The organism is Mesorhizobium erdmanii USDA 3471, assembly GCF_000472705.1.
GTDB classification, from domain to species: Bacteria; Pseudomonadota; Alphaproteobacteria; order Rhizobiales; family Rhizobiaceae; genus Mesorhizobium; species Mesorhizobium erdmanii.
Window position 1 is genome coordinate 100,887 of sequence record NZ_AXAE01000016.1, and the last position, 17,321, is coordinate 118,207.

The 17,321-nt window shown below is 63.4% G+C and carries 19 protein-coding genes; 10 read left to right on the forward strand and 9 right to left on the reverse strand.

Annotated elements, in window-relative coordinates; translation table 11 throughout:
• Positions 1–20: 20 nt before the first annotated feature.
• From A3AU_RS0113510 to A3AU_RS0113530, 5 genes are all read left to right on the forward strand, one after another.
• On the forward strand, positions 21–680 hold the full coding sequence (locus tag A3AU_RS0113510; RefSeq protein ID WP_027053308.1) for a CvpA family protein: 660 nt from the start codon (positions 21–23) through the stop codon (positions 678–680).
• A gap of 104 nt (positions 681–784) precedes the next feature.
• The gene (purF, locus tag A3AU_RS0113515) at positions 785–2,254 is read left to right on the forward strand and encodes an amidophosphoribosyltransferase (RefSeq protein ID WP_027053309.1); all 1,470 of its coding nucleotides are present in this window, start codon (positions 785–787) and stop codon (positions 2,252–2,254) included.
• 48 nt (positions 2,255–2,302) lie between these two features.
• The gene (locus A3AU_RS0113520) at positions 2,303–3,043 is read left to right on the forward strand and encodes an SDR family NAD(P)-dependent oxidoreductase (RefSeq protein ID WP_027053310.1); all 741 of its coding nucleotides are present in this window, start codon (positions 2,303–2,305) and stop codon (positions 3,041–3,043) included.
• Positions 3,044–3,171: 128 nt separating this feature from the next.
• Positions 3,172–3,813, forward strand: a complete 642-nt coding sequence (locus A3AU_RS0113525) for a hypothetical protein (RefSeq protein WP_027053311.1) — start codon at positions 3,172–3,174, stop codon at positions 3,811–3,813.
• A gap of 164 nt (positions 3,814–3,977) precedes the next feature.
• Positions 3,978–4,196, forward strand: a complete 219-nt coding sequence (locus A3AU_RS0113530) for a hypothetical protein (RefSeq protein ID WP_027053312.1) — start codon at positions 3,978–3,980, stop codon at positions 4,194–4,196.
• Between the two features lie 61 nt (positions 4,197–4,257).
• Here the strand turns inward: A3AU_RS0113530 and A3AU_RS0113535 are convergent, their stop codons facing one another.
• Entirely contained in the window at positions 4,258–4,764 is a 507-nt protein-coding gene (locus tag A3AU_RS0113535; protein WP_027053313.1) for an OsmC family protein, read from the reverse strand.
• A gap of 230 nt (positions 4,765–4,994) precedes the next feature.
• Here A3AU_RS0113535 and A3AU_RS0113540 point away from each other — a divergent pair, with 230 nt between their 5' ends.
• Positions 4,995–5,882, forward strand: a complete 888-nt coding sequence (locus A3AU_RS0113540) for a DMT family transporter (RefSeq protein ID WP_027053314.1) — start codon at positions 4,995–4,997, stop codon at positions 5,880–5,882.
• A 60-nt stretch (positions 5,883–5,942) separates the two neighbouring features.
• Positions 5,943–6,851, forward strand: coding sequence for a DMT family transporter (locus tag A3AU_RS0113545; protein WP_027053315.1), 909 nt, complete (start codon positions 5,943–5,945; stop codon positions 6,849–6,851).
• Positions 6,852–7,090: 239 nt separating this feature from the next.
• On the opposite strand, the gene A3AU_RS0113550 is transcribed toward A3AU_RS0113545, so the two are convergent.
• Positions 7,091–7,954 carry a LysR substrate-binding domain-containing protein gene (locus A3AU_RS0113550; protein WP_027053316.1) on the reverse strand — a complete coding sequence of 288 codons (864 nt, stop codon included), beginning with the start codon at positions 7,952–7,954 and terminating at the stop codon, positions 7,091–7,093.
• Between the two features lie 113 nt (positions 7,955–8,067).
• Between A3AU_RS0113550 and A3AU_RS0113555 the strand changes: the two genes are divergently transcribed.
• Positions 8,068–8,475 carry a tautomerase family protein gene (locus A3AU_RS0113555; protein ID WP_027053317.1) on the forward strand — a complete coding sequence of 136 codons (408 nt, stop codon included), beginning with the start codon at positions 8,068–8,070 and terminating at the stop codon, positions 8,473–8,475.
• 37 nt (positions 8,476–8,512) lie between these two features.
• Here A3AU_RS0113555 and A3AU_RS0113560 read toward each other — a convergent pair whose 3' ends face one another.
• The gene (locus tag A3AU_RS0113560) at positions 8,513–9,019 is read right to left on the reverse strand and encodes an RES family NAD+ phosphorylase (protein WP_027053318.1); all 507 of its coding nucleotides are present in this window, start codon (positions 9,017–9,019) and stop codon (positions 8,513–8,515) included.
• Complete coding sequence (gene parS / locus A3AU_RS0113565; RefSeq protein ID WP_081709521.1) at positions 9,016–9,504, reverse strand: type II RES/Xre toxin-antitoxin system antitoxin; 489 nt, start codon at positions 9,502–9,504, stop codon at positions 9,016–9,018. Before parS ends, A3AU_RS0113560 begins: the two co-directional genes overlap by 4 nt.
• Positions 9,505–9,720: 216 nt before the next feature.
• On the opposite strand from parS, the gene A3AU_RS0113570 reads away from it, so the two are divergent.
• Complete coding sequence (locus A3AU_RS0113570; protein WP_027053320.1) at positions 9,721–11,943, forward strand: AMP-binding protein; 2,223 nt, start codon at positions 9,721–9,723, stop codon at positions 11,941–11,943.
• Between the two features lie 27 nt (positions 11,944–11,970).
• Here A3AU_RS0113570 and A3AU_RS0113575 read toward each other — a convergent pair whose 3' ends face one another.
• Positions 11,971–12,789 carry a CDP-alcohol phosphatidyltransferase family protein gene (locus A3AU_RS0113575; protein ID WP_027053321.1) on the reverse strand — a complete coding sequence of 273 codons (819 nt, stop codon included), beginning with the start codon at positions 12,787–12,789 and terminating at the stop codon, positions 11,971–11,973.
• A gap of 3 nt (positions 12,790–12,792) precedes the next feature.
• Positions 12,793–13,491 carry a phosphatidylserine decarboxylase gene (locus A3AU_RS0113580; RefSeq protein WP_027053322.1) on the reverse strand — a complete coding sequence of 233 codons (699 nt, stop codon included), beginning with the start codon at positions 13,489–13,491 and terminating at the stop codon, positions 12,793–12,795.
• Between the two features lie 270 nt (positions 13,492–13,761).
• Between A3AU_RS0113580 and A3AU_RS0113585 the strand changes: the two genes are divergently transcribed.
• Positions 13,762–14,625 (forward strand): SMP-30/gluconolactonase/LRE family protein, encoded by an 864-nt coding sequence (locus A3AU_RS0113585; RefSeq protein ID WP_027053323.1) that lies wholly within the window; start codon positions 13,762–13,764, stop codon positions 14,623–14,625.
• A gap of 1 nt (position 14,626) precedes the next feature.
• On the opposite strand, the gene A3AU_RS0113590 is transcribed toward A3AU_RS0113585, so the two are convergent.
• The 3 genes from A3AU_RS0113590 to A3AU_RS0113600 all read right to left on the reverse strand — a co-directional run bounded on the left by A3AU_RS0113590 (position 14,627) and on the right by A3AU_RS0113600 (position 17,320).
• Positions 14,627–14,974, reverse strand: a complete 348-nt coding sequence (locus A3AU_RS0113590) for an antibiotic biosynthesis monooxygenase family protein (RefSeq protein ID WP_027053324.1) — start codon at positions 14,972–14,974, stop codon at positions 14,627–14,629.
• Positions 14,975–15,063: 89 nt separating this feature from the next.
• The gene (locus A3AU_RS0113595) at positions 15,064–16,947 is read right to left on the reverse strand and encodes an ABCB family ABC transporter ATP-binding protein/permease (protein WP_027053325.1); all 1,884 of its coding nucleotides are present in this window, start codon (positions 16,945–16,947) and stop codon (positions 15,064–15,066) included.
• Positions 16,948–16,972: 25 nt separating this feature from the next.
• Positions 16,973–17,320: an ArsR/SmtB family transcription factor gene (locus A3AU_RS0113600; protein WP_027053326.1), complete on the reverse strand. Its 348-nt coding sequence runs from the start codon at positions 17,318–17,320 to the stop codon at positions 16,973–16,975.
• Position 17,321: the final 1 nt, after the last annotated feature.

Sequence of the window (17,321 nt, forward strand, 5' to 3'; positions counted from 1 at the left end):
ATCGGAGTGGGGCGAAAGACATGCCGATTACGCTGCTTGACGGAATCCTGGTCGGCTTCACCCTGGTCTCGGCGATGCTCGCCATGGTTCGCGGTTTCTCGCGCGAGGTCCTGTCGGTCGTCTCGTGGGCGGCGGCGGCGGCGGCGGCTTTCTTCTTCTACAAGCCGATCCTGCCCTACCTGAAGCCCTATATCGAAAATGAGAAGATCGCCATGGCGGCCTCCGCCGGCGTCGTCTTCATCATCGCGCTGATCGTCGTCTCGGTCATCACCATGAAGCTCGCCGACTGGATCATCGATTCGCGGATCGGCGCGCTCGACCGCACGCTCGGCTTCCTCTACGGCGCCGCGCGCGGCATTCTGGTCGTGGCCGTGGCGCTTTTGTTCTTCAACTGGCTGGCTGGCGCCAAGGCGCCGGCCTGGGTCACGGATGCCAAGTCGCGGCCCTTGCTGGAACAGATCGGCGCCAAGATTGAGAACTTGCTGCCCGCCGATGCCGAAAACGCAATCCTCAAGAAGCTGAGCCCGAAAACGGGCGCCGAGACGCCCGCGGCGCCTGACGCCCCCGCCGCGGACGCACCTGCCGGCGGTGACGATGCCAATACGCCGGCTCCGGACGACAATGAAGCCGCGCCAGCAGACAACACTGCCAAGCCGGCGCCGGCAGCACCGGCAAACTGACGCCCGAAACGGGCGCCAGGGCGGACGATGGTGTGAACGACCGCGCGGTGTGCGTTGCTTTCGACGCGTGAGCGCCTTATATGGCGATTTTAGCGGAGCTTAAGATGGCAAACGCAGACGACGTGCTTTCCGCCGAGGCCGACGACCACTTCCACGACGAATGCGGCGTGTTCGGCATTTTTGGCCGGCAGGATGCGGCAGCGATCGTCACGCTCGGTCTGCATGCACTGCAGCATCGCGGCCAGGAAGCGGCCGGCATCGTTTCCTACGACGGCACCCAGTTCCATGTCGAACGCCATGTCGGCCTGATCGGCGACACCTTCACCAAGCAGCGCGTCATCGACAGCCTGCAAGGCAACCGCGCCATCGGCCATACGCGCTACGCCACGACAGGCGGCGCCGGCATGCGCAACATCCAGCCCTTCTTCGCCGAACTCGCCGATGGCGGCTTTGCCGTCGCCCACAACGGCAACCTCACCAACGCCATGACGGTGCAGCGCGCGCTTCAGAAGCAGGGTGCGATCTTCTCCTCCACCTCCGACACCGAGACGCTTTTGCACCTGGTTGCGACCAGCAAGGAGCGTGACCTCAACTCGCGCTTCATCGACGCGGTGCGGCAGGTCGAAGGCGCCTTCTCGCTGGTGGCGATGACGGCCAAGAAGATGATCGGCTGCCGCGATCCGCTCGGCATCCGCCCGCTGGTGCTGGGCGATCTCGACGGCGCCTGGATCCTCGCCTCCGAGACCTGCGCGCTCGACATCATCGGCGCGCGTTTCGTGCGCGACCTGAAGCCCGGCGAGATGGTCGTCGTCACCTCCAAGGGCATTGAAAGCCTGTTCCCGTTCGAGCCGCAGAAGACACGCTTCTGCATCTTCGAGTATGTCTATTTCGCGCGGCCGGATTCCTCGGTCGAAGGCCGCAACGTCTACGAAGTGCGCAAACGCATCGGCGCCGAACTGGCGCAGGAAAATCCCGTCGAGGCCGACATCGTCGTGCCGGTGCCGGACTCGGGCACCCCGGCGGCAATCGGCTTTAGCCAAGCTGCCGGCATTCCCTTCGAGCTCGGCATCATCCGCAACCACTATGTCGGCCGCACCTTCATCCAGCCGGGCGATTCGATCCGCCATATGGGCGTCAAGCTGAAGCACAACGCCAACCGCCGGATGATCGAAGGCAAGCGCGTGGTTCTGGTCGACGATTCGATCGTGCGCGGCACCACCAGCCAGAAGATCGTGCAGATGGTGCGCGATGCCGGCGCCAAGGAAGTTCATATGCGCATCGCCTCGCCGCCGACCAGCGCCTCCTGCTTCTATGGCGTCGATACGCCGGAGAAGTCGAAGCTCTTGGCTTCGCGCATGTCGGTGGAAGAGATGGCCGAGTTCATCCGCGTCGATTCGCTCGGTTTCCTGTCGATCAATGGCCTCTACCGCGCCGTCGGCGAAGCGAGCCGCAATGACGACCAACCGCAGTTCTGCGACGCCTGCTTCACCGGCCAGTATCCGACCCGCCTGCTCGACTTCGAAGGCCACGACAATGTGCGCACGCTGTCGCTGCTGGCGACGAGCGGGACGTAGGATTGCCGGCCTGTCATTCGCCCGAGCCAGATTTCCGGAATCCATAGCATGACCCTCGACCTTACCGGCCGCGTTGCGGTCGTCACCGGCGCCTCGCGCGGCATCGGCTATTTCATCGCCAGGGAACTGGCCGCCGCCGGCGCGCACGTCATTGCGGTGGCACGCACGGTCGGTGGGCTGGAAGAACTCGACGACCAGATCAAGGCTGCCGGCGGCCAGGCGACGCTGGTGCCGCTCGATCTCGCCGACATGGCCGGCATCGATCGGCTGGGCGGCGCCATCCACGAGCGCTGGGGCAAGCTCGACATTCTCGTCGCCAATGCCGGCGTGCTCGGCGTCATCTCGCCGATCGGCCATGTCGAGGCAAAAACCTTCGAGAAGGTGATGACCATCAACGTCACCTCGACCTGGCGGCTGATCCGCTCGGTCGACCCGCTGCTGCGGCTCTCGGACGCCGGCCGGGCCATCATCCTGTCGTCCAACGTGGCCCATTCGGCGCGCGCCTTCTGGGCGCCCTACGCGGCATCGAAGGCGGCGGTCGAGACGATGATGCGCTCCTGGGCGCACGAGACGCAAAGCCTGCCGCTGCGCGTCAACGCCGCCGACCCCGGCGCCACCCGCACCGCCATGCGGGCTCAGGCCATACCCGGAGAGGATCGCGAGACGCTGCCGCATCCCCAAGACATCGCCAGGCACATCGTGCCTTTGGCCAGCCCGGAGCTGAAAGAGACCGGACTGATCTTCCAGGCCAAGCACAATCGCTTCGTCGCCTACAGGCAGCCCGAATAGACCCGCGCATCAGTTTTTGCCCGCTCCCCGACCGGGCTCTCCACATTTGAGTGGCACGCGCGAGGGATTAAAAGCGCCTCCGGCTACGTTTCTCCTGACGTAGGACATTTGAAAACCGGAGGACCGATATGGGTAGACTTCTTCTCGTTGGCGCCACCGCCGTTGTGGCCGCTCTCGGCGCGACAGCCGGTGTAGCCGTTTCCCAAGATGCCAAGATGAGTTTCTTCGTCACCAGTGTCGGCTCCGGCAAGGGTGCCGATCTCGGTGGCCTGAAAGGCGCCGACGCGCATTGCGCTTCGCTGGCCGAAGCCGCCGGCGTCACCGGCAAGAGCTGGGCCGCCTACCTCTCGACCAGTGCCGAGGATGCCCGCGACCGTATCGGCAAAGGCCCTTGGTTCAACGCCAAGGGCGAGAAAATCGCCGACGATGTCGCCTCGTTGCACGGCAACGCCAATGGCATCACCAAGCAGACGGCTCTGACCGAGAAGGGCGAAGTGGTCAATGGGCGCGGTGACACGCCAAATCGGCACGACATGCTGACGGGCTCGAAGCCCGACGGCACCAGGATCGCCGACCAGACCTGCGGCGACTGGACGATGAGCGGCGCCGAAGGGGCGGCGATGATGGGCCATCATGATCGCACCGGCCTTGACGATTCGGCGGCGGCGAAGTCGTGGAATTCCTCCCATGCTTCGCGGGGCGGCTGCAGCCAGGAGGCACTGAAGGGTACCGGCGGCGACGGCCTGTTCTATTGTTTTGCGACTGACTGAGCAGCGTTGCCTGGCTCCTAAATCCAATATAGGTGATCACGCGGCTGTGATCAGAGCGGAAAAGGCTGCCCTCCTGCCATGCTTTCGTCGTTTCCGTAGAGTTGGTAGGATCATAGCGACTCCATAACAACAAGCGCCCGGCTGGGCAGAACAAGGACATCCCCATGGCTACGACCGCAGCGTTGGTCTGGTATCTGGTAATCGCCGGCCCGCAGGGCGGCATGGTGGTGCTGCCCAGCACCTTCGACAAGCGCGAGCAGTGCACCGCCGCCATCACCGAATATCAGAAGCAGCCGACACCGACCGGCTGGTCGGTGCAATGCGTGCCGAGCGCCTCGCCTTTCACCGATGAGGGCGACGCCGAGCAGCCGTCGGCGCAGTAAGCATCCGTTGCCGAAGCCGTAGAGACACCCGATCTCCCCTCTCGTGGGGGAGATCGCAACTTCAGCGCCGGGCGCTCACGGTCAATTCCGGCTTCTGGTTGATGGTCTGGAACACCACACAGTAGCGTTCGGTCAGCTTCAGCAACGAATCGATGCGCTCCTGCGGTTCGTCCGTATCGAGAGCGAAATTGAGCCGGATGGCACGAAATCCGACCGGCGCATCCCTGGCAACACCGAGCGTGCCGCGAAAATCGAGATCGCCTTCGGCTTCCACCGTGGCGGCACCGAGCTTGAACTCGAGCGCCGTCGCCACCGCCTTCAACGTCACGCCGGCACAGGCCACCAGTGCTTCCAGCAACATGTCGCCCGAGCAGAGTTCAAGCCCCGAGCCACCTGTCGCCGGATGCAGACCGGCGATGGCGATCGCCCTGCCCGTCTCGACCTTGCAGGCGACCGACTGGTCGTCGATCGAGCCTCGCGCCTTCAACGTGATCAGCGCCTGCGAAGCGTCGTCGCGATAGGCCTGCTTCAACGGCGCCTGCATGGCTTTGAGTTCGGTTGCGTCCATTTCGTCGCCTCTTTCGCTTTGCGGCCAGCGAGCAGCGTGGCTTCGTCAAATATAACTGCCAATCGCATTCTGGAAGCAAGCTCGTAATTCCTGCCCCAACGCAAGCCCAGGGCTGGCGTAGCGCTGTGTCGAGTTTCCCCCGTATAGCTGGGAGCCGAGGCTAGATTTCCTGGAGTCCTCGCGTTGCTCCTGTCGTATTCCTGTCGCTCCCGCACTTTTGGTCCGCACCCATGGCCGATGTTGCCATTCTCGAAACACGCGAAAGGGTTCTCGCCGGAATCCTGTTGACCGGTGCGGCCTATCTCTTGTTTTCGACGCAGGACGCCTCGATCAAGCTGCTGGTGACCGGGATGACGGTCTGGCAGATCATGTTCTTCCGCAGCATCACCATTTTGAGCGCCTGCGCGGCGATCGGCGGGCGACAGCTGTTCGCCGACACGGTGCGCTTGCCGATCGTGCGGCCAATGCTGGTGCGCAGCGCTTTCACGCTCGCCGCCTGGCTCTGTTACTACAACGCCGCCCGCAGCCTGCAGCTCGCCGAACTGACGACTGTGTATTACGCGGCGCCAATCATCGTCACCGTGCTGTCGGTGTTCCTGCTCGGCGAAAAGGTGCCGATGCTGCGCTGGCTGGCGGTCCTGATCGGCTTTGTCGGTGTCTTCGTCGCTTGCGACCCGACCCATCTCGGTCTGTCCGTGCCTGTGCTGCTGGTTCTGGCGGCCGCGCTTTTGTGGGCCATCGCCGTCGTGCTCCTGCGCAAGACAGCGCTTGCCGAACGCTCGATGATCCAGCTGCTCCTCAACAATTTCTATTTCCTGGTGTTTTCGGCGGTGCCGGCAATGTTGTGGTGGCATACGCCCGATCTGAGCCAGTTGCTGCTGCTCGCCAGCGTCGGCGCGCTCGGCGGCCTGGCGCAATATCTGCTCTTCGAAGGCATGAAACGGACGCCGGCATCGATCCTCGCGCCGCTTGAATATAGTTCGCTGTTGTGGGCGTTCGCACTTGGCTTTGCGATCTGGGGCGACGTACCGCGCCGCGAAGTGTTTCTCGGCGCCGCGCTGATCATCGCCGCCGGGCTGCTGATCGTCGGCGGCGAGCATTTCCGCAAGCGGCTGTGATGTGTATGGCGCTTGCTGCTGACACTACGATGTCAGGACGGGGCGGCGTAGGGTGTCGGCATGACTGACATGACGGCCACCCCAGCGGAAACCACCGAACGCACGCTTGGCATCATACTGGTGTCGTCGTCGGCGGCGGTGTTCGGCCTGACCGGTGTACTGACCAAGTCGATCCACGCCGATCCGCTGACGATCACCTGCTGGCGTGGCTTTGTCGGCTCGATCCTGATCAGCCTCTATGTGCTGTGGCGCCGCCACCGCTCGAGCAACCGCGACACGCTGCGGCTTGGCTGGCGCGGCTGGCTGCTGGCGGCGGAAGGCGCGCTGGCCAGCATCGCCTTCATCTCGGCGTTCAAATTCACCTACGTCGCCAATGTCGCGGTCATCTACGCAACGTCCCCCTTCATTGCCGCCCTGCTGGCCTGGGCGCTGGTGCGCGAACCTTTTCGCCTGCAAACGATGCTCGCGGCCGCCGTGTCGCTGTGCGGCGTAACCATCATGGTCTGGTCGGGCTTCGGCACCGGCAATCTGTTCGGCGACGGGTTGGCGCTGCTGATGACGGCCGGCAGCGCGCTCTACATGATCATGGTGCGCGCCTTCCGCGACACGCCGGTGGTGTGGGCCGGCGCGGTTTCGGCCTTTCTGTTGTTCATTCTCGGCTGGTTCGTCACCGATCCCTTGGCGGTCTCGGCCAGGGATGCCGTTCTGCTCGTCACTTTCGGCGGGTCGTTCGCGCTGGCTTCGATCCTGTGGACGGAGGGCGCGAGGCTTATCCCGGCACCTGAATCCGGCCTGCTCGGCTCAGCGGAAGTGCCGTTCGCGATCCTGTTTGCCTTCCTGTTCCTGGCCGAGATACCGCCCGTCGCCAGTATGGTCGGCGGCGCCATCGTGCTCTGCGCGGTTTTCGCCCATGCAGGTCGCGACTGGCTGGTGGCCCGCTCCCAAGGCGCAGCGCCAAATATTTCTTAAAAAAGTGACACAGTCACGGAACCATCATCGCGGTCAGGCATTATTGGTGCGACGGGCCACCCCCAAGTCCCCCCAAACCCCTCGGCCCGTCCTACTCCCAAGCCGACCGCAAGGTCGGCTTTTTCTTTGCTAAATGGGCCCGACCGCAAGGTCGGCTTTTTCTTTGCTAGAAGGGCCCGACCGCAAGGTCGGCTTTTTCTTTGCTCAGGCCTGGACGGGAGATGGAGGGGGCCGTGATTTCAACCGGGATGCCCAAACGAAGCCAGGTTGCCACTAAGGAGCGCCGCCAAATCACTGGCCGGGGCATCGGCGCCACGACGCAACCGGATCGCGAACTCTGCCATCGGAACCGATGGCAAGCCAAACTCTCGCGGCGCTTCGTCGATGCCGGAATGGGCAAAGCGCGGGGTTCGCAAGGTCAGCGCAACGCCGGCGTTCACCGCGGCGCGCAGGCCGGCCAGGCTGGCGCTTCCGGCGGCGATGCGGTAGCGGCGGCCGGCGGCATCGAGCGCTGCGAGTGCTGCTTCGCGAAAACCGCAATAGGGGTCCAGCAATGCCAGCGGCAGTTCTTCCTGCCGCGAGGCCAGTCCCTTCTGTGAACACAGCCATATCATCGGCTCGCGCAGGACGCCGACCTCGTCCGGCGCCGCCGCCTGGCGCATGACGATCGCCAGATCGAGGCCGCCGGCCTGCAGCGCCTGCGCCAGTTCGGCGGAGCGGCCAACCCGCAATTCGATCCTGACGCGCGGATGGCTGGTGGCGAAGGCACGCAGCAGGTCCGGCAGGCCGCTGTCGGCAAAATCCTGCGTCGTGCCGATGGCGATACGCCCGGCAGCCCGTGCCCCCTTCAAGGCCAGCCACGCCTCGCGATGCACGGCAAGAATGCGCCTGGCATGGCCGACTAGGTCTTCTCCTGCCGACGTCAGCCCACGACCCCGCCCCTGCGGCGTCAGCAACGGCTCGCCGACGACCTCCTCCAGCCGCTGCATCTGGGCGGTCACAGCCGAAGGCGAACGGCCGACGCTGGAAGCCGCCTGTGCCAGCGAGCCGCTGTCGACAAAAGCGAGGAAGGTTTTGAGCAGATCCGGATCGAGCGTTTCCATAATTCGATCCTATCGAATCTTCTGTTGAAAACAATTCGATTTTTTTGATTCCAGGATGATGACAAGGTCTCTCCAACGGCGATCAGTCGCCGCTGGAAACAAGGAGAAGAAAAATGCCCATCATCAACATCAGCGTCACCGGCAAGCCAGACACCACCTTGTCAGCCGAGATTGCCAGGGAAATCACCGAGATCACCGCCAAGCAACTGCGCAAGGACCCGACGATCACCGCCGTCGCCGTATCCTATGTCGATCCGCGGCACTGGTTCGCCGGCGGCAAGTCGCTGGCGGAGCATGGCAACAACACATACTGGCTGGATATCAAGGTCGTCGACGGCACCAACACCAAGCTCGAGCTGGAAGCCTATCTCAAGGCTCTCTTCGATGCCTTTGGCCGCCTGCTGGGCGGCGTGCATGACGAAAGCTATGCCTTCGTGCATGAGGTGCCGGCAGCCGCTTATGGCTATGGTGGCAAGACGCAGGAGTTCCGTTTCATCAGCGGTCGGCTGAAGGCGGCATGAGAGTGCGTCGTGCGCCTCTCCTACCCCGGCCGGACAACTATCTCGCTGGCGGATGAAGCCTTGTATCGAGCGCGAAATCCTCTTGAAGGTGCAGCCTGTAGAGGCCAGCGGCTCGGCCGGGGTCGAACACCAGGTTCCAGCTGTGCTGGGATACCGTGCTGGGGACTAGAAACAAGGGATGCCTTGCCAGCAGACTGTCACCAAACTGCTGCTGTCCCGCGCTGGGAATGCCGGGGCGCAGCCAGTTTGCATTTGGAAGATCGTCAATCTTAACCACATGAATCCTGGATGGATCGGCGACGTCAAATGCCGTCAGCACATGAGGAACAGTATCGAGCGTCCGAAACCCCTTGTGGACGGCCACCTCTAGAATGGCAGTCGAGGGGTCAATGCACGCATACACGGCCCTGACGCCTTTGCTGTTCCATCTTCCACCGAGTTTGAACGCTCCCTCACCGCTGTCCCAAATTGCCTCGAAGCGTTTGTTGTCCAGTCTCCAGCCAAGGACATCTCCTGTCCCCAGAGAACCTGGCAGGGGCGTCACGCGTAGACACCGTAGTCGAGCCGCTCAAGAAATTCTTGTACAATTATCGTACCCGCGGCCGTTGCCAGCAGATCGATCGGCCGCCGGTTGTCCAAACCCATCGCGGGCTGAATCATCCATTTCTCAGCCTCTTCCTGGGTTCCAAGGACGGACGTGGCCTTCGTCAGAACCCTGGCGAAATTCCAGGTTCTGGAGCCTTGCTCCCGACTAAGGGTCCTGGAATGATCCGATTTATGCCGCTGAAATGTTCGCTCGCTCATGCCGAATGCCGTCTCGAAAGCATCGGCAAGGTCAATGACGGTGAGGTGATCCACAAGGCTTTCCAGGGCTTGGCTCGGAATTCCGTGCAGGATCATTTCATGTGCCTCGAGCGGACTGGATACTGAAAATCCAAGAACTTTCGGCCCGCCAAATAGGTCGACCAGTCGCTCGAACTCCGGCTCCATGCGCGGCGCCTCTGCAAATGCCATTGGGAAACTAGCCATTCTCATTTCTCCGCCACGTGTCACTTTATTTACGACACGTGACGTCACCTTTCAAGCGATTGCGCTCGAACTTTTGGCCATCAGTGTTCCCGCGTAAAATCGAAGCTCCGCTTCGATCGCCACGCCGCATTGACCTTGCTCCGGCTTCCGCTAGGCTCTGCCCCGAAGCGGTCGCCGAAGAGCCGCGATGACAAGAACCGTTGGGAGAGAGGCGGCATGATCCTGACACTGGCGCTGCTTGCGGGTCTCGTCGTGGCCTGGCTGCTGATCGGCGTGGTGGAGAAATTCCGCCTCGGCATGCGTTTCACCCAGGCGCTGCTTTATGTGCCGTTCAAGCTCGCCTACAGGATCAGCGACAATCGCATCGGGATCGCGCGCAAGGCGCAGGCTCCGGTCATCTACGTCATCTCGCACCAATCGCGCTTCGAGCAGGCGCTGATGCTGTCGCTGCTGCCGGATGACACGCTGCATATACTCGACGAGGTCTCGGCACGTTCGCCCTGGCTCGAACCATGGCGTGAGCTTGGCCGCAGCATCGCCTTCAATGCCGAACATCTCTTCGTCAGCCGCCGGCTGGTGCGCGTGCTGAAGGGCAAGGGTCGGCTCGCCGTCTATCTGCCGGACGCGGTCGAGCCTGACATCAAGACGTTTCGGCTGTTTCGCGCCGTCACCCGCATCGCCATGCAGGCCGACGCCCGTATCGTGCCGATCTTCATCGCCGGCGCACGCAGCCTGCCGGTATCGCTGACGCCGGCCGACAAGGCGCCCCGGCACTGGTTTCCGCGCCTGTCGATCAACGTTCTGGAGCCGATGACGATCGCCGAACTGGTGGCGCGCAATCCAGATCAGTCATCGAACACCAATGCGCTGTTCGACCGCGTCGCCGAGGCGCGGCTTTTCGGCTCCGACCTTGATCGCGGCCTGTTCCTGGCCATGCGCGATGCGGCGAGCCGCGTCGGCGCCTCGCATCCGATCATCGAGGATGTCATCTCGGGCGCGCTGAGCTACCGCAAGACGTTCATCGGCGCGCGCGTGCTGGGCAGGCGCTTCGAGGCGGTGACGGCACCAGGCGAGGCGATGGGGATAATGCTGCCCAACGCCAATGGCGTCGTGTTGTCGTTGGTCGGCCTTCTCTCGGCGGGCCGCGTGGCGGCGATGATAAACTATACGGCCGGGCCGGCGAGCGTCACGGCGGCGGTGCGGACAGCCGTCATCCGCACCGTCGTTTCCTCCCGCGCTTTCGTCGAGAAGGCCGATCTTGCCGATATTGTCGCGGCGATCGAAAAGGGCGGCGCCAGGCTGCTGTGGCTCGAAGATGCGAGGCAGAACGTCACCACGCTGGACAAGTTTGCCGCCGCCCTGCTGTGGCGCCTGCCGCTGCAGCGGCAGGATGCGGCCAAGCCGGGCGTGATCCTGTTCACCTCGGGTTCGGAAGGCACGCCGAAGGCAGTTGTTCTGTCGCAAAAGAACCTTTACGCCAACGCCATGCAGGCCGAGGCGCGCATCACCATCTCGCCGGCCGACATCCTGCTCAACGTGCTGCCGGTGTTTCATTCCTTCGGCCTGACGGGTGGCACCATCCTGCCGCTAGTGACCGGGGTAAAGCTGTTCCTCTACCCCTCGCCCCTCCACTACAAGATCATCCCCGAGATCGCCCGCAAGGTGAAGCCGACCATCATGTTCGGCACCGACACGTTCCTCGCCAACTATGCGCGCACCGCCAAGGACGGCGATTTCTCCAGCCTGCGCTTTGTCGTTGCCGGCGCGGAAGCGGTGAAGCCGGAAACGCGCCGCGTCTATCGCGAGCGTTTCCAGGCTGAGATCGTCGAAGGTTTCGGGCTGACCGAGGCAGCACCGGTGGTTGCCGTCAATACCGCGATCCACGGCCGCGACGGCACGGTGGGCCGACTCCTGCCGGCGATGCGCATGAAGCTGGAACCGGTCGAAGGCATCTCGGACGCCGGCCAGTTGTGGCTCGACGGGCCGAACCTGATGATGGGCTATATGACGGCGGACCGTCCCGGTGAGTTGCAGCCACTGACCGGCTGGCACGACACCGGCGACATCGTCGCCGTCGATCGCGAAGGCTTCATCACCATTCGCGGCCGCGCCAAGCGCTTCGCCAAGATCGCCGGCGAGATGGTGTCGCTGGGCGCGGTCGAGATGCTGGTGCAGTCGCTGTGGCCGGAAGAGAGCCATGCGGCGGTGGCGGTGCCCGACAAGAGGCGCGGCGAACGCATCGTGCTGGTCACGACCGCCGACGATGCCAATCCCGAAGAACTGCGTCAGTTCGGCAAGAAAGCCGGCGCCGCCGAATTGATGGTGCCCAACGACATCGTCAAGGTGGAAGAAATCCCGGTGCTCGGTTCCGGCAAGACCGATTATGTCTCGACCAGGAAGCTGGCGATCGACCGGCTGGGGCTCGGCGTCGCGGCCTGAGTCAGAGCAAGGACTTCGGTGGACCTTCTAACCTATGTCCGAAGGCGGCACCTTCTCGCCCTCGAGCTTAGCACGCTTGGAGTAGGCGCGGACGGAAAACGGCAGGAAGATCAGATAGCCCGCGACCGACGCCGTCAGCGTGTACCAGGGATAGGTCATCAGCAGGAGGACGTAGAGCACGACGGCCAGAATGACCGGCAACACCCTGTCACCAGGAATCTTGACGCTCTTGCCGGAATAGACCGGTAGCCGGCTGACCAGCAGGAAGGCGACCAGAATGGTGAAGCCGGTTGCGACGAACGCGGCCGGCCGGCTTGGCTCAATGCCGAGCCGCAGGAAAAACAGATAGAGCGGCAGCATCACCAGCACCGCACCCGCCGGAGCCGGCACACCGACGAAATATTCGGACTGCCACAGCGGGCGTTCGGCCTTGTCGTCGTCGAGCACGTTGAAGCGGGCAAGCCTCAGCCCGCAGGCGATGGTGAACAGGAGCGCCGCGATCCAGCCCGGCGAGCCGGCGCGGTCGAGCAGGAAGGCATAGAGCACCAAAGCAGGCGCGACGCCGAAATTGACGATGTCGGCGAGCGAATCCATCTGCGCACCGAATTTGGACGTCGCCTTCAGCATTCGCGCCAGACGGCCGTCAATGCCATCGAGAAACGCCGCGAGCAGCACCATGACCACCGCGGTCTCGAAGCGGTCCTCGAAGGCGAAACGGATGCCGGACAGGCCGGCGCAGATGGCAAGCACGGTGACCAGATTGGGCAGCACCATGCGCATCGGGATCTCGCGGATGCGCGGACCGCCGCTGGCATGGGCCTCGAACTTTTTGTATTGCGTGCCCACCGCTCAGGAAATCCGTACGAGGGGGGTGCCGGCGACGCCACCGAATTCGGCGAGCACGGTTTCGCCGCCGACCGCCGTCTGGCCAACGGCGACGCGCGGCGTCGCGGTCAAAGGCAGGAAGACATCGACGCGCGAGCCGAAGCGGATCAGGCCGAAGCGCTCGCCGGTGCCGATCGAAGTGCCGGCTTCCGCCCAGCAGACGATGCGGCGCGCCACCAGGCCGGCGATCTGGACGGCGGCGACCGTGCCGTTGGGGCTCTCGATAACCAGGCCGTTGCGCTCGTTTTCGGTGCTGGCCTTGTCGAGTTCGGCGTTGAGGAATTTTCCCGGCCGATGTTCGATCCTGGCTATACGGCCGCGCACCGGAGCGCGATTCACATGGCAGGAAAAGACATTCATGAACACCGAGATGCGGGTCATCTCGACGTTGCCGAGGCCAAGTTCGCGCGGCGGCAGGGCCGGGCCGACCGCCGAGATGATGCCGTCGGCGGGGCTCACCACAAGGCCGTCGTCGACCGGCGTGACGCGTTCGGGATCGCGGAAGAAATAGACGCACCAAGCCGTCAGGATCAGGCCGATCCAGAAAAGAATCGATGAGAAATAGCCGAGGAAGAGCGTTGCCGCGCCAAAGGCCGCGATGAACGGATAACCTTCGCGGTGGATCGGTACGAACGCGTTCTTGACCGTGTCGACAAGGCTCATGGGCTGGGGGCGGTCCCTGTTTCAGGTCCGGCCTCAATAGCCGAAACACCCCCTGCCCGCAACGCGACAATCGGCGGCGAGGATGAATGGGCAAGGTCCATCGGTCTTCGGGCAGTCGCACGCTCCGCCAACGGCCATGTCGATGGAGCGTTTTTTCTGAGCGAAAAGCCGTAAGCCACTGTCGGCGAACCGCTCCCGCATCCGTCCTTGGTGTAAAAGCGTCTGATCGCGCCCGCAGATGCCGACGACGCCCAACCGAGGCTTCAGATCATGCAGACATCATCCGGCACCAAAGCTCGTCTCCTTACAACCGGCCTCGCCTTCGGTGAATCACCGCGCTGGCACGATGGACGCCTATGGCTGTGCAATTGGGGCACCGGCGAGATCATCGCGATCGATGCGCATGGCAAAACCGAACTCATGGTCACTATACCCGCCACCTTGCCCTACTCCATCGACTGGCTGCCGGACGGCCGGCTGCTCGTCGTCTCGGGCCGCGAAGGCCTGCTGCTTCGGCAAGAAGCCGATGGCAGGCTCGTCACCGTTGCCGATCTGCGCGGCCTGTCGAAAAGCCCATGGAACGAGATCGTCGTCGACGGGCGCGGCAATGCCTATGTCAATGGCGGCGGACCGACGCCTACCGCCGGCCAGCCTTTCGGTCCGGGCACCATCGTGCTGATCACACCGGACGGCGCGATCCGGCAAGTGGCTGACAATATCGCCTTCGCCAACGGCATGGCGGTGACCGCGGACAACCGGACGCTGATCCTTGCCGAATCGCACGCCAACCGGCTGATCGCTTTCGACATCGCCATTGATGGCGCCCTGTCCAACCGGCGCGTCTGGGCCGAGCTCGACGGCTATCCGGATGGCATCTGTCTCGACGCCGAAGGGGCGGTCTGGTACGCAGATGTTCCCAACAAACACTGCGTGCGGGTGCGCGAAGGCGGCGAGGTGCTGCGGACCGTTGCTGTCGATCGCGGCTGTTTTGCCTGCATGCTGGGCGGCGCGGACAGGCAAACGCTGTTCATCGCAGCCGCCGAGTGGCGTGGCTTCGAGCACATGGTCAGCGATATCAGAACCGGCCAGGTGCTCAGCGTGGATGCGCCGGCACCTGGCGTCGGCTGGCCGTGAGCTACACTCCTGGAATCCGCTGATAGTTGGCGATGTCAGCGCGCACCCCGAGCCGGGCAATCGTCTCCTGCGGATCGAACGCGACACGCTCTTGCGCGGCCTTGACGATCGGCACGACCATGTCGACGGCCGCCTTGCTCTCCCATTCGACGATCGTCACCAGGTTGAATTCACCCGGCCCCGAAAACTGCTCGAGCAGGAAATCCTGCACGAAACCCTGCTGTTGGCGCAGCAATTCGTGCGTCGTCCTGACCTTGACGAGGATCTCCTCGCGAGCGGCGGCCGGGACGACGAACTTGTCCACCCTGAACACGCTGCCGCCGTTAACGTTCTGACTAATGTCGTTCATTTCGATTGTTCCGTTCCTGGATCAAGGGGTGTCGTGGGCTCCAGGAAACGGCGTACAATCTCAACTTATGTTGAGGTCAAGCACAAAAATCAATTAACCTCCGACGTCCGCCTGCGCACCACGACGCCAAGTTCGTCGCCTTCGCGGGCGAGACGCAGGCGCTCCTCGGCTTCGGTCGCCTCGCGCTGGCGGTCCCACATCGAGGCGTAGAGGCCATGCTTTCGCATCAGCTCGACATGAGTGCCACGCTCGGCGATCTGGCCGTCCTTGAGCACGATGATCTCGTCGGCGGAAATGACCGTCGACAGGCGGTGGGCAATCACGATGGTGGTGCGCCCCTTGCTGACGAGGTCGAGAGCCGCCTGGATCTCCTGCTCGGTGTGGCTGTCCAGCGCCGAGGTCGCTTCGTCGAGCATCAGGATCGGTGGTGCTTTGAGGATGGTGCGGGCGATCGCGACGCGCTGTTTTTCACCACCGGACAACTTCAGCCCGCGCTCGCCGACCATCGACTTGTAGCCGTCGGGCAACTTCTCGATGAATGGCCCGATCTGGGCGAGTTCGGCTGCCTTGCGCACCTCCTCCTCGCTCGCGCCAACGCGGCCGTAGCGAATGTTGTAGGCGATGGTGTCGTTGAACAGCACCGTGTCCTGCGGCACCATGCCGAGCACCGCGCGCAAACTATCCTGGGTGACATCCCGGATGTCCTGGCCATCGATCAGCACCTGGCCGGCCTGCACGTCGTAGAATCGGAACAGCAGGCGCGAAATGGTCGACTTGCCGGCGCCCGACGGCCCGACAATGGCGACCGTCTTGCCGGCCGGCACCTCGAAGGAGACGCCCTTCAGGATCTTGCGGTTCGGATCGTAGGAGAAATGTACGTCACGGAATTCGACCTTGCCCGAGCCGACCACCAGCGCTTTGGCGTCTGGCTTGTCGACGATCTCCTGCGGCACGTCGAGCAGGTCGAACATGTGCTCGATGTCGGTCAACCCTTGCCGGATTTCTCGGTAGATGAAGCCGATGAAGTTGAGCGGTACGGAAAGCTGTACCAGCATGGCATTGATGAAGACGAAATCGCCGACCGTCTGCGTGTGCGCCTGCACCTCCAGCGCCGACATGCACATGACGACGACGGTGCCGAGGCCGAAGATGACGCCCTGGCCGAAGTTCAGCCAGCCGAGCGAGGTCCAGGTCTTGGTGGCGGCGACCTCGTAGCGCGCCATCGATCGGTCGAAGCGATCGGCCTCCATGCGCTCGTTGGTAAAGTATTTGACCGTCTCGAAATTGAGCAGCGAGTCGATCGCCTTGGTGTTGGCATCGGTGTCGCTGTCATTCATGTCGCGGCGGATGGAGATGCGCCAGTCGCTGGCCTTGACCGTGAACCAGACATAAAGCCAGACGGTGACCGCAACCACGGCAACATATTTCCAGCCATAGGTGAAGCCGAATATCCCAGCGGTCAGCGCGAATTCGAGGATGGTCGGCGCCGTGTTCAGCATGATGAAACGCACGATCGTCTCGATGCCCTTGGTGCCGCGCTCGATGATGCGCGACAGGCCGCCGGTGCGGCGCTCCAGGTGGAAGCGCAGCGACAGCTGGTGCATGTGGACGAAGGTACGGAAGGCGAGCTGGCGCACCGCGTGCTGGCCGACGCGGGCAAACAGCGCGTCGCGCAACTGGTTGAAACCGAGTTGGACGAGCCTCAGTACATTGTAGGCAATGACCAGCATCACCGGGGCAAGCAGGAAGGATGGCAGTGGCGGCGGTGCCTTGGACGCGCCCGCCAGCGCATCGGTCGCCCATTTGAAGAAGTACGGACCGGCGACCAATGTCACCTTGGCTACCACCAGGAGCAGCGTCGCCCAGGTGACGCGCGCCCTGAGGTCGGCGCGGTCGGCCGGCCACATATAGGGCCATAAATTGCGCAACGTGGTGAGGGTTGAGGTGTCGGCGGAGACGGTTTTTTCGACCACTTTTCTTGCCTTTTGGGTGAGAGGGTCAGCGGCCGGAGCAGCAGGAATTGACGAGCGCGTTCAGCGACGCCGAGATATCGGCGAGCGCCGCGCGATCGACAGCATAGCGAGAGCGCTGGCGGTCGGGCTCGAAGCGGACCAGACCGGCCTCGACCAGGATCTTGAGATGCTGGGATACGGTAGACTGCGCGAGGTCGAAACGGTCGACGACTTCGCGGCAGCAACAGGAATTGCTGGCCGACAGGTGCTTCAGTATCTCGATCCGTGCCGGATGCGATAATGCCGCAAACCGAGCCGCGACGGTGTGGCTGTCGGGGATGCAGTTGGACAAAGCGCCGGTGGCGCGATTTGGTTCAAGGGCGGTTTCCGTCATC

Bases quoted from the DNA above. Each gene is read 5' to 3' on its own strand.
- A3AU_RS0113510 (WP_027053308.1), top strand. From the start codon at position 21: ATGCCGATTACGCTGCTTGACGGAATCCTGGTCGGCTTCACCCTGGTC.
- purF (WP_027053309.1), top strand. From the start codon at position 785: ATGGCAAACGCAGACGACGTGCTTTCCGCCGAGGCCGACGACCACTTC.
- A3AU_RS0113520 (WP_027053310.1), top strand. From the start codon at position 2,303: ATGACCCTCGACCTTACCGGCCGCGTTGCGGTCGTCACCGGCGCCTCG.
- A3AU_RS0113525 (WP_027053311.1), top strand. From the start codon at position 3,172: ATGGGTAGACTTCTTCTCGTTGGCGCCACCGCCGTTGTGGCCGCTCTC.
- A3AU_RS0113530 (WP_027053312.1), top strand. From the start codon at position 3,978: ATGGCTACGACCGCAGCGTTGGTCTGGTATCTGGTAATCGCCGGCCCG.
- A3AU_RS0113535 (WP_027053313.1), bottom strand. From the start codon at position 4,764: ATGGACGCAACCGAACTCAAAGCCATGCAGGCGCCGTTGAAGCAGGCC.
- A3AU_RS0113540 (WP_027053314.1), top strand. From the start codon at position 4,995: ATGGCCGATGTTGCCATTCTCGAAACACGCGAAAGGGTTCTCGCCGGA.
- A3AU_RS0113545 (WP_027053315.1), top strand. From the start codon at position 5,943: ATGACTGACATGACGGCCACCCCAGCGGAAACCACCGAACGCACGCTT.
- A3AU_RS0113550 (WP_027053316.1), bottom strand. From the start codon at position 7,954: ATGGAAACGCTCGATCCGGATCTGCTCAAAACCTTCCTCGCTTTTGTC.
- A3AU_RS0113555 (WP_027053317.1), top strand. From the start codon at position 8,068: ATGCCCATCATCAACATCAGCGTCACCGGCAAGCCAGACACCACCTTG.
- parS (WP_081709521.1), bottom strand. From the start codon at position 9,504: ATGGCTAGTTTCCCAATGGCATTTGCAGAGGCGCCGCGCATGGAGCCG.
- A3AU_RS0113570 (WP_027053320.1), top strand. From the start codon at position 9,721: ATGATCCTGACACTGGCGCTGCTTGCGGGTCTCGTCGTGGCCTGGCTG.
- A3AU_RS0113580 (WP_027053322.1), bottom strand. From the start codon at position 13,491: ATGAGCCTTGTCGACACGGTCAAGAACGCGTTCGTACCGATCCACCGC.
- A3AU_RS0113585 (WP_027053323.1), top strand. From the start codon at position 13,762: ATGCAGACATCATCCGGCACCAAAGCTCGTCTCCTTACAACCGGCCTC.
- A3AU_RS0113590 (WP_027053324.1), bottom strand. From the start codon at position 14,974: ATGAACGACATTAGTCAGAACGTTAACGGCGGCAGCGTGTTCAGGGTG.
- A3AU_RS0113600 (WP_027053326.1), bottom strand. From the start codon at position 17,320: ATGACGGAAACCGCCCTTGAACCAAATCGCGCCACCGGCGCTTTGTCC.